Raw genomic sequence first — 12,144 nt, forward strand, 5'->3', positions numbered from 1 at the left:
TGACCATTCTACTCCAAAGAGGGCTCGTGGGGTTCCGTCGCTGCCAGCAGGTGAACTTCTGATTTTATAAACTCAAAGGCTTCCTCGGGAGTATTGCAAATCTTGAAAAGATTCAAGTCCTCCGGAGAAATCACGCCCCAGTCCAGCATGGTGTCGAAATGCAGCACACTTTCCCAGTAGGCGCCGCCGTAGAGCACAATGGGTAGCCGCTTACGGACCTTCTTGGTCTGGATGAGGGTCAGCATTTCGAACAGCTCATCCATCGTGCCGAACCCGCCCGGAAAGACCACCAGCGCCCGCGCCAGATACATAAACCAGTACTTGCGCATGAAGAAGTAGTGGAACTCGAAGGTCAGCCGCGGATCCAGATAACGGTTTGCACTCTGCTCCATCGGCAGGCTGATGCCCAGCCCCACGGTCCGGCCGCCGGCTTCAATCGCCCCCCGGTTGGCTGCTTCCATGATGCCGGGGCCGCCGCCCGAACAGATGACATGGCGGTCGCGGGCATCCGGCAGAGCCTGAAAGTACTCCGTCAGCATCCGGGCAAGCTGCTCCGTTTCGGCATAATAACGGGACAATTTTTCCATACAGCTCATGCGGTGCATGATCCGCTTCCGGTCGGCGGCGGACGCCTGCTCCGCTTCCGCCCGGGCCTGACGCATGGCCACATCCAGTTCCTCGGGCGAGAGTGCCCGGGCCGAACCGAACATGACAATCGTGCCCCGGACTTTGTACTGCCGGAGCCGGGCCTGCGGTTCGAGATATTCGGCCATCATGCGGACAATCCGCGCCTGCGGGCTGTAAAGGAATTCTTTGTTATTGTACGCTTTAGGGTAGAATTCCCGTGCGTTGCCGTTGCTGTTTTCTGCCAAAAGAAAATCTCCAGGAATAAAACCGAAATCTGAAAGCCGAAGAAAGACGCAGCCACCTATAGCCTCCGAGCTTCATCCTTCTGCCTTCATCCTTCGCTATTTCATCAGCATCAATTTCTGTGTCTGTGAGAGGGTCCCCGTTTCCAGCCGGGCAAAATAGAGTCCTGATGCAAGTGCGGTGCCATCAAAGCTCAAACGGTGCTCCCCCGCCTCAACATGTCGGTCCAGCAGGGTCTCCACGAGCCGCCCCGTCACATCGAATACCTTCACTTTAACCGTGCCCGTTATCGGCATCGAAAAGGAAAGCGTGGTCGCCGGATTGAAGGGATTCGGATAAGCCGGATGCAGAGCCGGAGTTGTTGGCTGTGAAGCACCTGGCTGCACCCCGTTCGGGTCGGCGCTGAATTTCAAGAGCTTCAAATACATGTTGTCGCTGGAATCCATAAAATATCCGCCCACCAGGAACCCACCATCGGGCGTGGATTGGACGAATGAACACACCGACATCCAGTTCTGGTTGTAAATCGTATTCCAGAGGGTCGTGCCTTGGGAATTGATTTTGATGATTCGTAAATCGGTCTGTCCGCTCGTCGAAACCAAAACCGCTGAGCCGTCCGCCGTAGTATCCATGCAGCAAAAGTATTCGTCGCTGGCGAGATCAAGCGTCCGTTCCCAACGAAGTGTCCCATCCGGCGCCAGGCATGAAACACCGAGATCCATGCCCCCATTTTCCCTGCCCGCAATTAGACAATCACCAGACCGCAGCAGCCGAATCTCACAGGGGCTCAAGAGAGCCTGCGGGTGCTGGATGGTGCAACGCCAGAGGCTATCCCCCGCAGAGTTGTATTTGATGATGCCTTGCCATGACGTGCTTGTGGACTTCTCGGCAAAGAGGATGCCGCTGTCGGCCGTTTCCTGCACCGCGCGAAACGTGTTGGTATAACCAATGTCCACGGTGCGCCGCCAGAGGAACGAACCGTCATTAGCCAGCCGGCACAGCGCTGCGGTCTCGCCACCTCCCGCGCGTGGGCTTTCTCCGCCGATCACGATCCCGCCATCCGACAGGGCAGCCATGGCCCAGCAGGTCGCTGGACAGGAATCGCTTCTTTGCCGGCTCCAGAGGCTGTCGCCTTGCGCACTGACGCCGCAGGTCCATCCATGAAACCCGGCAATGACATAGGTGCCATCCGCCGCGCGTGCGGCGTAGCGGGGAGCTTGGGCGGGATACGACCGTGTCCAGAGGGTGTCGCCCGATACATCCGTGCCCATCAGAACAAGCCGGAATGTCGAATCGGGGCTGCCCGAGTTGGCAATGGAATCAGATGCGATCAGAACATACCCCGTGTCCGCTGTCGCATAGCCGTGCAGGAGCGTTGGAAAGTTCCACGTCGTGCCATAATTGAAACTGTAGCTGTGGGCCCATTCTACATTGGGTTGGGCCTGCACATGCGTGATAAGAGACAACACCATCCACACACCAAAGAACATCCCGAAGCGATTCATAGCAGCCACCGTTCTTATGGTAAAATTGCGTCCCGCCTATTTGATCAGCAGCAGCTTCTGCGTATCTGTGTGCTCGCCAGCCTCCAGCCGCACAAAGTAGATCCCCGATGGCAACATGCTGCCTTCCATCCACAGTCGATGCTCGCCTGCATTCATTCGTTGATCGGCCAGCGTCTCCACCAACCTCCCTGAGATATCAAACACCGTCACCTTCACCGCGCTTGCCTTTGGCAGAGAAAAAGAAATTGTCGTTACCGGATTGAAGGGATTGGGGGCACAAGAAAGGCTGAAGGCGGAAGGATGAAGGACGAACCCTCGGTCTGCTGCGTCCAGCGCCGCCGAGCAGTCGTACACATCCAGCCGGCGATAGGATGTCACGAAGGCATAGGGTCCGCTCATCGCCACTTCCCCCGTCCATGCGGCGGACCTGTGATAGCCGCTTAAGACCGGTTGCGTGGGGTCCGTAACATCGTACACCAGCAGACCCTCATCGCCCGCCGGAACCATCACATGATGGCCCACCGCGGCGATTCCGTCGCTGTAACCATGCGTGATCACATAAGTGACATGGTGCGCTGCGCGCGGTTCGGAGACATCGATCACACTGAACGCGCCGCCGAACAGCGTGACATAGGCATAGCCATCCAGCACCGCCACGTGGATCGCGTCCGAGTCCGGCACAACCGCAACTTCTATCGGCAAAGCCGGATCATGGACGTCCACCACATGCAGACCGCCGGAGGCGGCGACATAGGCATAATCGCCGGCAAGGCACAGTCCGGAGGGATCATCCGCAAACGGCAGAAATCCGACAAGCTGCGGGTGGCGCGGATCGGCGATGTTGGCGGTAAACAGGCCGCGCGGCACATAGCGCACCGCATACAGATAGTTCCCCTGCAGCGCAACATCCCACACCAGTCCGTCGCCTTCGCCGATATTGCTCAGATGCTCGGGCAAGCGCGGATTGCGGATGTCATACAGATCCACCTGCCCCGCGGCAGACGCGATGGCGCACAGGCTGTCGGACACGGCAATGCCCAGCGCCCCCCAGATGGTGGAGACGGTATCGAACGCCGCACTGTCCGGATGCGCGGGATTGGAAACATCCACCACCCACAGCCCTTCCACCGTACTATCCCCGCCCGTCCCCGCAAACGCATAGTCCCCCTGCACCGCCACCCCATTCAAAAACCCCCGCGAAAGCCCCACCGATCCAATGCGGCGGATGTTGAGGGAATCCTGCGAGAAGGCGGAGGCGCTCAACCAGAAGATGACAAAGAGCAGAGCAAAGTATTTCATATCACGTCTCCGTTCCTTCAAGCGGCTCCGTCAGCAATGCGCTTCGAGAACATCAAACAACCGCTTGCAGTGCGGCGCAGCAGCGCAGACGCGGTTACGATCCAAGAGCTTCAAGATACCAGCAGAGTGTTTGCGTTTTTGATATACACCCTTAGTGGTCTCGCGCGTTGCGGCCTCCATGCCATGGTAAATATCATTCTTCGGGACTTGCTCAACTTTCGAATGCGAAGGCAATGCGTTTTCTCGAAATCGCTGTCCATAGTGAGTTCGAAGTGCTTCACGATCCGCCAGAAACCACGCTTCCATCACTTGGACCATCATGTGATAGTGTTCGTCCGGTAATTCAGGCAGGTTCCAGGATGGGTTGCTGGTCTGCAGGAACTGACGATAATTGACTTTGGCGGGAACATCCTGATCCGAATCCACCACCAAAACCACAAACGCCGTTTCCGAACTCGCCAGCGTGGCCTTGAAGTCGCTCACCGTATTATCTTTGCTGCCGCCGGGAATGATCCGAAAGCTGACCTTTTCTTTGAATTCACGGAAGAAAACCTCCAGACCTTCGCGGAATTCAATTTGCTGACTCCTGTTCTGACCACCGCCTTCAATATTGATCCAAATTTGCTTCTTCGGTATTTGCGGTTTCACCAGCGGGTTCCCCCAATGGCGCCCTTCAACCACACTTCGCCCAGAGAATAGCGCTCAAGCCAATCTTTCATCTTTTCCGGCTCCAAGCGCTGCATCCTCGTCCCCCTACCGTCATGCTCGCAAACCACGATAGCCTCGGGAATATCGGAGAGTGCCGAGATGAGAAGGTCGGAATGCGTCGTGACAATAAGCTGCGTTCGCGTGGCCGCATCTTTCAATAGCTCGGCAATCTTATGAATCATATCAGGATGAAGGCCAAGTTCGGGCTCCTCAATACAAACAAGAGGTGGCGGCGTCGGATGTAAGAGTACCGTGAGAAGAGAAAGAAAGCGAAGGAACCCGTCGGACATCCGTGTGGCAGGGACGGCTTCGTTGAGCCTTTCTTCTTTCACATAGAGTTGTATTGCACTTCCAGAGGGCGAAATGTGCAACGAGGTGATTCGCGGATAAAGTCCACGCAAGTGCTCTGTCACGCGTTCTCCTAACTCCGAATCGAGAAACAACGAATTCAGAACCGAAGCGAGATTTCTCGCGTTTTCCTGAAGGAAATCGCCGCGAAGATCTGCGCTCTGCGGTTGGCGATTTGCAGCGTGTCGCCCAGAAGACCAATCCGTATAAAGTCGAATTTCGGCCAGTGAGTTCCCAATCCGCGCCGCCTCCGGGTGAAAGAGTTCATCTCGAGTACGGTCGAACAGCGATTTTTGTGGATCAGGATCTTGATCATAAATGAAGAGATACTCTTCGGCAGACCTCTCGGGAAGTCGGCGCTTCACCTGTGCTGCTTTCTGCAATCGTACAAATAGCCTCTCTTCAGGCTGGTGGTCGCGCAGCAGAAGTAGCACCTCATTCATAATTTCAGCACGATAGTTCGCTATGACAAAAGATAGTGTGTACTGAATGGACGCTTGTTCACCGGTCCAGGGGAAATTGACCGTTATTATCGGCACGTTCTGTGTCGCTTGTTGATCGCCAGAAGTCACACCCTTAGACATCCACTCTATGGCGCCACTCATCAGGAAAGGTTCCGTGAAATCATCCCGTAATGATCGGAGAATGCTCACTACATCAATCAGATTCGACTTCCCCGACCCGTTCGGCCCGATCAGCACATTCAACGGCTGGAGTTCAAGATCGATCCCCTCTTCGTCAAATGAGAGAAGGTTCTGCACCTTGATGCGACGGATGAATCTTTTGCCTTCCATGAGTGACTCCTTGGCCTAATTGCTTTTCTGAATTACCACCCGATCCCGAATTTCCCTAACTGCTCTTTCATCCAGGAATAGGGCATGACCGTCTCCTGGGTGTGGGCGCCGGGGGGAACTTTGCCTTGCAAAATGGCAAGGGTGATGGCGGCGGCGGGGAAGGCGGTCATCTGGCCCATGGCGCTGATGCCGTGCTGCTCATCCTGCCGCACCACCAGTTCGATCTTTTCTTCGCGGCCACCGTCGCCGCGGGCGGTAACACGCGTCAGCACCACGTCGGGCACATTCTTGGGCAGGGTTTCTTCGAGCACCGCTGCCAGCATCTCCCGCGGACTGGCTTCAGCGCCGCTTTCAAGATGATACTTGCGGGTGGAAGTCATGCCGGTATCGCGCAGCAGCTTGAGGGCGTCGAAGTGTCCCGGATAGCGGATGGTCTTGTAATCGAGCCGGTCCACCTTGCCCAGCAGTGTGCGCGGCAGAGTGGAGGTGCCGCCGGAGGTGACAAACGCTTCAAACGTGCCGAGGCCGTCAAACTCGAGACTTTCCAGATCGGACGGCGCGAGTACCAGCGCCTCTTTGCCGTCGCGGATTTCCCGCGCGTCTTCGAGGTACTCGTTTAAGAGCCCGTGGATCGAAAAAAACTGCGCGTACTTCAGCGGCCCTTCCGGCTTCTGCGGCAGTCCGCCCACGCGCAGATGCACTTCCTCGCAGCGCTTGAAACGGTGCACGAGATCCCACGCCAGAATGCTGACCAACCCCGGCGCCAGTCCCGTATCGGGGATGAACACGATGCCCTTGCGCGCGGCTTCATTGCTCATGCCCAGCGTAAGATCGGTGATCTGCGGATTGCCGCCGAGGTCCACCATGGAAATGCGGCTGCGCAGGGCGGCGCGGGCCACGCGGGGATTCAGAAAATAGGGCACGCAGGACAGGCACACCTTGGTGCCGCCCAGCACATTGCCGACTTCGATCTCGCTGGCCGCATCGGCAATCTTGGTTTCTACCAGATCACTGTTCAGCCACTGCGCCGCACTGCGCAGCGTTGCCTCGCTGCTGTCCGCCAGCCGCACCGGAAACGGCCCGTCGGGATGATGTACAAAAAAATACGCCGCGACGCGTCCCATCAGCCCCGCGCCGAGAATCAGAATTTCTGGATTAGGCATAGGATTCCGAAAATAGGAAATTGGAAATTAGAAATAGAAAACTCTTGGCGCCGCTCATTTCAGCACCACAAACTTCTGCAATACCGACCGTTGCCCGCTGGACACTTTCAGCACATACATACCCGACGCTTCTGCCGTAGGGGCACGGCATGCCGTGCCCGTCTGTATCCCCGTCACCACCTGCTCCCCAAACTTCTGCAACGCGGCTGAGCACAAACCGCCGACGCCACCAGCACCATCACCCAAAGCAAACCCCTGCCGAACCAACCGGGCAGGGGTCGGGATGGATCGCAAGAGACATCTGTTGCCGCTGCCTTCACGATGCCCTCCAAAAATTGCGCGCGGCGTCTCCGCTTTACAGCGTGATGCCGTAATAGCCGAGCTGCTCTTTCATCCAGCCAAAGGGAATCACGGTTTCCTGCGCGTGAGAGCCGGGAGCAACTTTGCCTTGCAGAATCGCCAGCGTCACTGCCGCGGCAGGGAATCCCGTCACCTGCTCCATGGCCGAGAGGCCGCTGGAAGCATCGGGCTTGACCACCAGTTCGATCTTCTCCTGCTTGCCGCCGTCACCCGTGGCCGCTACGCGCACCAGCACCATGTCCGCCACATCCTTGGGCAGTTTGGCTTCGAGCACCTTCACCAGCATTTCGCGCGGACTAAGCTGCCCGCACTTGAATTCATACGGCGTCAGATCGGCCAGGCCAAGGTCGCGCAGATATTCCAGCGCTTCCATATGGCCGGGATAGCGCATCGTCTTATAGCTCAGCCGGTTGACCTTGCCTTCGAGGGTGCGCGGCAGCGTGGACGTGCCGCCGGAGGTCACAAAGGCTTCAAACGTGCCGTGGCCGGGGAAGTCGATGGTTTCCAGATCGGAGAGCGAGGGCACCGTCACCACTTTGCCGTTGCGGATTTCGCGCGCGTCTTCGAAATATTCATTGACCAGACCGTGGATCGAAAAGAACGCCGTGTAGTTCAGCGGTCCCGTCGGCACCTGCGGTAGACCGCCCGCCCACAAGCGCACGTCATCGCACTTCTTGAAGCGGTGCACCAGTTCCCACACCACGATGTTCAGCAGTCCCGGAGAAAAACCGGTGTCGGGGATGAAGGCCACGCCGCGCGCGCGGCAGTCTTCGTCCATCTTCAGGATCTCATCGGTGACGTCGGCCTTCAGGCCGAGGTCCACATACGATACGCCCAGCGACAGGCAGGCGCGGGCGATGGCGGGATTCAAAAAATAGGGGACGCAGGACAGGCAGACGCGCACTCCTGAGAGCGCGCGCAGCAGCATATCGTTGCGCGTGGCGTCGAGCCGCATGGTATGCACCCGGTTGCCGTCGGCGAGGATCTTCTCCGCGCTGTCCAGCACCGCTTCATCATGATCGGCCAGCAGAACGGGAAAGGGACCTTGGGGGTGATTGCGGAAGAAATACGCCGCTGCGCGGCCCATCAGGCCGGCGCCGACGATCAGGATTTCGGGTTTATCCATGACGCGTTCTTTCTGGCGGACAGCGCCCGCCGATGTGGAAGTTCACCGGGAGTTTTTCCCGGAGCGGTTACGGTTCGACGTGCTCGATGGGCTCGGCGATGGCGGGCTTTTCCTGATGAATGATCGCTCCCATCGGCTCTTCCAGTTCGAGCAGGCGATGGGTCAGCAGATTGCAGGCCACTGCCGGGTGATCCTGCACCAGCCGCTCGGCTTCGCTGCGGCTCTTGACCTTCAGCAGCCACATGCCGCCGATGGACGAGGGATAGCCGCCGCTCATCAGCAGTTGCCCGCGACGGATCATGTCATGCATGCGCTCGGTCAGCTTGGGACGGATAGCGGCAAAGTGGGTCTTGCGCGCGCCCGGCACAGGTTGAAAGTGCACCTGAAAATACAAATGCTCGGGGCGCTTTTCCAGTGGCACACTTTCCACGGGAGCGGCAGGTCGGGGCACGCGCAGCCGACGGCGCACCACCGGAGGCTCTTTTTTCGGTTCCTGATCGTTTAGCATAAGGTTCCTGTTGCTCTTATCGTTCATGGATCAACGTCAATTCGGGTCCATCACTGCTTTCCCCGTGTACGCAGGGAAGCTCCGGAGGAAAGGATTTCCTTCATCCTTCCGCCTTCATCCTTCTTTCGTTGCTTCCGCCACCTTCTTCAGCTTTTCGAGAAAGTAGCCGCCCCAGGAGTTGCGCTCGCGGTCGCACAACTCTTCAGAGGGAAAGCCTTCCATCTTGAGCGTCAGCACCGACTTGGCCTCATGGGTCTCGATGCTGAAGGCCTGGCGCGTGAGAAAGGTGCCCTCGTCGGAATCTTCGGTGTTCACCCACAGCGGCGTAACCAGCCCGAGGAGGAACGGCGGATCATAGACCACGATTTCGCTTTCGATCAGGCGGCCTTCCTCGTCGCGCTTGCGGATCCTGCCCGCCAGACACATATCATCCTGCACCCACTGGCAGTAATCCCACTGGGTGATCCGTGCCGGATCGGTAATCGCCGCAAATACCGTATGCGGCGGCGCGGCAATAACAGTCTTGAGTTCAAAGGAGTGCATGGGCGTTTGTCGGAAAATGAAAAATCAAAAATGAAAAACCTGAAAGGGGAGATGCCCCGGCGGCCTTTTTCATTTCTAATTTTGAGTTTTTTATTTAAGCTAAAATCGTTCTGTCGGTTTCTTCCACGGAAAACGTGACGGGCGTGCTGCCGCAAGGGTCGCCATCCAGTTGCACAAAGGACGGCGGTGTGGTGGTCACGGTGATTTCCGTAGCCATGCCGCAGGTCACACCGTGCATCTTGGAGAGGGTTTCGAAGAGCATTCCCACCGCAAACCGGCCGATATTCCACTTGGACTTGCCGCCCAGAATCGCATAGGTCAGTTGCGGCAGACTGGGGTCTTTGAGCGGGAGCACGTGAAACGGTCCGCCGTAGTGCTGGCCGCGGCCCACGATGACACCCAGCACATCTTCTTCCCAGGGGACTCCGTCGATCGTAATCTGGAACTTCGGCGGCGAGTAGGAAAGATAGCTGGGGAAAATCTGCAGCGCGTAGGCCCCTTGGCTCAAAAACTGTTTGAGAGGGTAGCCGGTGCGATGCACCACCAGCGCGTCGAAGCCCACCGAGGCCACGCTGGCAAAGGGGCGGCCATTGCCGCAGCCCAGGCGCACCGAGCGCGTGTGGCCCGAGGCCAGCAGGCCCATCCACATGTCCGGAGAGCGCGGGATATTCCAGTTGAGGGCAAACAGATTGGACGTGCCGCCGGGATAGTAGGCAATGCGCACGTGCAGCGGCAACTGCGCGATCACTTCCCACAGCGTGCCGTCGCCGCCGATGATGATCACCGCTTCCATGCCGAGACGCACGCCTTCCAGCACCACCCGCGAGCATTCCAGCGCGCCGTGCGGACAGACCACCTTGTAGCCGCGCGCTTGGAGCAACGACACCAGTTTGCGCGCCCGCAGTTTGGAGCCCGCGTGTCCTGACACCGGATTGTAGATCGCCAGTGTCACGTCCGGCGCAAAGGGATGTTCGGCGCGAGTCTCGCTCGCCTCCATCAGATAATCGGCTTCAACCATGAATAACCCTAATGATAATCCACATTCCCCCCGCTCTTCATATGTAGGGACACGGCTTGCCGTGTCCGCCTGCCGCGTGTCCGTCTGCCGCATGCGCTCGTCAATCCGCAGGCGTCAAGTCTTTTTCCATATACAACGCGCCGGGAATAGGATTGTAGCGGTACGGTTCGATCTCCCGGAATCCCTGCGCCCGATACAGCGCCACGGCCGTCTGCATCTGCTGGGCAATGGTGTCGAGCCGCATCTGCCTGTAGCCGATCTCCCGCGCTTCGGTCATCAATTGCTCAGAGAGCAGCTTGCCGATTCCCAGCCCCCGCGCCTGGGGCCGCACATACAGCCGCTTCATCTCGCACACCGTTTCGCTGATCCGCCTGAGCGCCCCGCACCCCACCGCTGCCCCGTCGAGATACGCAATCAACAATCTCCCCACCGCCCCCGCATACTCCCCCGGCAACCCCGCCACTTCCTCTTCAAATCCCTGAAACCCCAAATCAAACCCCAACGACTCGGCATACTCTATGAAGAGGGCGCGGGCCTCTACGATCTGCTTTTCATCCTGTGCCTGAAGAATGGAGAGCATGCTCATCTTTCTTTTCTCCCGAGGAGAAGAGCGCACAGCCGTGCGGCACTACAACCATGTCACATCAACACCCCGGTCTTGTGCTGGTCTGCTGCCCAGCGCTCGGGATTCTTGAGAATGTACTGCCGCGCTTTGTCAACGCTCTCGTATTGGCGGATGATATGCTCATAGAAACGTGGCTGCCAGACACGTGCAGCGGCTGTGCGCCGAAGGTCATTGATGCGACGCGTTGTTGTCGCCTTGAATTGGGCAATGAAGGAGCAAAGGGACCGTGGTGCACGATCACGCGATCCGCGAAGCGGTTCGGCCTGTAGCGCCGCACGGCTGTGCGCTCTGTCTCTTTCATCAAGCAAATCCCCGGCAGGCCGGAGCCCTACCAACCCATGAAGATGATCGGGCATGACAATGAACTGGTCCAATATCAGCTCGGCTCGCACCTCGCCCGAACGCCGCCATTCCTCATCCACGATCCGGCCCAAATCATTCAAGACCATTTGTCCGGATTGAATCTCTCCGAACAGTTGTTCGCGGTTCGTCGTACAAATCGTGACGAAATAGAGATAAGGTTCGGTGTAGGCTACAAACGGCAGCCGAACGGATTTGTGAGGAGGCTTTTGATCCATGCACCTCTCCTAAGGATAAGGAGCGCACGGCCGTGCGGCGCTACGGCATCGTGTCCATCACCGCCCGCTCACCCTGTGCCGTCCGCCCATCCACTCCGACCGGGGCCGCCCCCGCACACAGACCGCATACAGAGCAAAAATGATCAGCACGATGATGAGCGCGATGCGCATTCCGCCGCGAAGAGGACGCCGGGGAGGAGCCAAAAGGAAGAACCGTCTTCTTTCCGCGTTTCAGTTTTTCAGCGTTGCCGCGTTTTCCGCAAACAGCCTGGCAAATCCCGGATACGGTTTCAAGGGCAGAAGCTCGAAGGCAATCAAACCTTCGCGCACCAGCGGCAAAGAATTCAGGGCAGCCTGTGCGGCGGCAAGGTCCGGGCACTCCAGCATCAGCACGGCCTCGGTGACGTCGGTGCGGAAGTAGATCTCGCGCAGCGTCCCGTCCTGCACCAGTTCCCACACGCGCTGCGCTTCGGCCTTCAGGTGCGGCTCAAACCGCGCATCCCGCGCGCCGATGTTCTTTTCCAGAGCAAGAATTTTCATAAACTCCGTTTGGCCTCTTTGATTCGCTCCTTCTCTACCCTTGTCATCCTGCAGACCGTCTTCGGGATGCAGGATCTCTCTTCTCCGCGACTCCCCGAGAGATCTTGCATTTGAGGACAAATGCAGGATGACAAGTGGAGGACTGTCGCAGAAATCAAG

At 58.1% G+C, this 12,144-nt stretch carries 14 protein-coding genes; all 14 read right to left on the reverse strand.

The window, feature by feature from the left end; genetic code table 11:
• Positions 1 to 8: 8 nt before the first annotated feature.
• Positions 9 to 872, reverse strand: coding sequence for a TIGR00730 family Rossman fold protein (locus VGL38_08440; GenBank protein HEY3295453.1), 864 nt, complete (start codon positions 870 to 872; stop codon positions 9 to 11).
• 96 nt (positions 873 to 968) lie between these two features.
• On the reverse strand, positions 969 to 2,375 hold the full coding sequence (locus tag VGL38_08445) for a T9SS type A sorting domain-containing protein (protein HEY3295454.1): 1,407 nt from the start codon (positions 2,373 to 2,375) through the stop codon (positions 969 to 971).
• Between the two features lie 36 nt (positions 2,376 to 2,411).
• Positions 2,412 to 3,674: a T9SS type A sorting domain-containing protein gene (locus VGL38_08450; protein HEY3295455.1), complete on the reverse strand. Its 1,263-nt coding sequence runs from the start codon at positions 3,672 to 3,674 to the stop codon at positions 2,412 to 2,414.
• Positions 3,675 to 3,704: 30 nt separating this feature from the next.
• Positions 3,705 to 4,322 carry a DUF4276 family protein gene (locus VGL38_08455; GenBank protein HEY3295456.1) on the reverse strand — a complete coding sequence of 206 codons (618 nt, stop codon included), beginning with the start codon at positions 4,320 to 4,322 and terminating at the stop codon, positions 3,705 to 3,707.
• The gene (locus VGL38_08460; GenBank protein HEY3295457.1) at positions 4,319 to 5,524 is read right to left on the reverse strand and encodes an AAA family ATPase; all 1,206 of its coding nucleotides are present in this window, start codon (positions 5,522 to 5,524) and stop codon (positions 4,319 to 4,321) included. Before VGL38_08460 ends, VGL38_08455 begins: the two co-directional genes overlap by 4 nt.
• Positions 5,525 to 5,556: 32 nt before the next feature.
• The gene (locus VGL38_08465) at positions 5,557 to 6,687 is read right to left on the reverse strand and encodes a saccharopine dehydrogenase C-terminal domain-containing protein (GenBank protein ID HEY3295458.1); all 1,131 of its coding nucleotides are present in this window, start codon (positions 6,685 to 6,687) and stop codon (positions 5,557 to 5,559) included.
• Between the two features lie 54 nt (positions 6,688 to 6,741).
• Complete coding sequence (locus VGL38_08470) at positions 6,742 to 6,933, reverse strand: hypothetical protein (GenBank protein HEY3295459.1); 192 nt, start codon at positions 6,931 to 6,933, stop codon at positions 6,742 to 6,744.
• Positions 6,934 to 7,042: 109 nt separating this feature from the next.
• Positions 7,043 to 8,173 carry a saccharopine dehydrogenase C-terminal domain-containing protein gene (locus VGL38_08475; protein HEY3295460.1) on the reverse strand — a complete coding sequence of 377 codons (1,131 nt, stop codon included), beginning with the start codon at positions 8,171 to 8,173 and terminating at the stop codon, positions 7,043 to 7,045.
• Between the two features lie 67 nt (positions 8,174 to 8,240).
• The gene (locus VGL38_08480) at positions 8,241 to 8,681 is read right to left on the reverse strand and encodes a hypothetical protein (protein HEY3295461.1); all 441 of its coding nucleotides are present in this window, start codon (positions 8,679 to 8,681) and stop codon (positions 8,241 to 8,243) included.
• A 114-nt stretch (positions 8,682 to 8,795) separates the two neighbouring features.
• Entirely contained in the window at positions 8,796 to 9,224 is a 429-nt protein-coding gene (locus VGL38_08485; GenBank protein ID HEY3295462.1) for an SRPBCC domain-containing protein, read from the reverse strand.
• A 94-nt stretch (positions 9,225 to 9,318) separates the two neighbouring features.
• Positions 9,319 to 10,242, reverse strand: a complete 924-nt coding sequence (locus tag VGL38_08490) for a diacylglycerol kinase family protein (protein ID HEY3295463.1) — start codon at positions 10,240 to 10,242, stop codon at positions 9,319 to 9,321.
• Between the two features lie 100 nt (positions 10,243 to 10,342).
• The gene (locus tag VGL38_08495) at positions 10,343 to 10,828 is read right to left on the reverse strand and encodes a GNAT family N-acetyltransferase (protein ID HEY3295464.1); all 486 of its coding nucleotides are present in this window, start codon (positions 10,826 to 10,828) and stop codon (positions 10,343 to 10,345) included.
• 53 nt (positions 10,829 to 10,881) lie between these two features.
• Complete coding sequence (locus tag VGL38_08500; GenBank protein ID HEY3295465.1) at positions 10,882 to 11,445, reverse strand: transposase; 564 nt, start codon at positions 11,443 to 11,445, stop codon at positions 10,882 to 10,884.
• A gap of 231 nt (positions 11,446 to 11,676) precedes the next feature.
• Positions 11,677 to 11,985 carry a superoxide dismutase gene (locus tag VGL38_08505; GenBank protein HEY3295466.1) on the reverse strand — a complete coding sequence of 103 codons (309 nt, stop codon included), beginning with the start codon at positions 11,983 to 11,985 and terminating at the stop codon, positions 11,677 to 11,679.
• Positions 11,986 to 12,144: the final 159 nt, after the last annotated feature.

It is taken from the genome of bacterium, assembly GCA_036504735.1.
Lineage (GTDB): Bacteria > Electryoneota > RPQS01 > RPQS01 > RPQS01 > DASXUQ01.

Bases quoted from the DNA above. Each gene is read 5' to 3' on its own strand.
- VGL38_08445 (HEY3295454.1), bottom strand. From the start codon at position 2,375: ATGAATCGCTTCGGGATGTTCTTTGGTGTGTGGATGGTGTTGTCTCTT.
- VGL38_08450 (HEY3295455.1), bottom strand. From the start codon at position 3,674: ATGAAATACTTTGCTCTGCTCTTTGTCATCTTCTGGTTGAGCGCCTCC.
- VGL38_08460 (HEY3295457.1), bottom strand. From the start codon at position 5,524: ATGGAAGGCAAAAGATTCATCCGTCGCATCAAGGTGCAGAACCTTCTC.
- VGL38_08465 (HEY3295458.1), bottom strand. From the start codon at position 6,687: ATGCCTAATCCAGAAATTCTGATTCTCGGCGCGGGGCTGATGGGACGC.
- VGL38_08475 (HEY3295460.1), bottom strand. From the start codon at position 8,173: ATGGATAAACCCGAAATCCTGATCGTCGGCGCCGGCCTGATGGGCCGC.
- VGL38_08480 (HEY3295461.1), bottom strand. From the start codon at position 8,681: ATGCTAAACGATCAGGAACCGAAAAAAGAGCCTCCGGTGGTGCGCCGT.
- VGL38_08485 (HEY3295462.1), bottom strand. From the start codon at position 9,224: ATGCACTCCTTTGAACTCAAGACTGTTATTGCCGCGCCGCCGCATACG.
- VGL38_08490 (HEY3295463.1), bottom strand. From the start codon at position 10,242: ATGGTTGAAGCCGATTATCTGATGGAGGCGAGCGAGACTCGCGCCGAA.
- VGL38_08495 (HEY3295464.1), bottom strand. From the start codon at position 10,828: ATGAGCATGCTCTCCATTCTTCAGGCACAGGATGAAAAGCAGATCGTA.
- VGL38_08500 (HEY3295465.1), bottom strand. From the start codon at position 11,445: ATGGATCAAAAGCCTCCTCACAAATCCGTTCGGCTGCCGTTTGTAGCC.
- VGL38_08505 (HEY3295466.1), bottom strand. From the start codon at position 11,985: ATGAAAATTCTTGCTCTGGAAAAGAACATCGGCGCGCGGGATGCGCGG.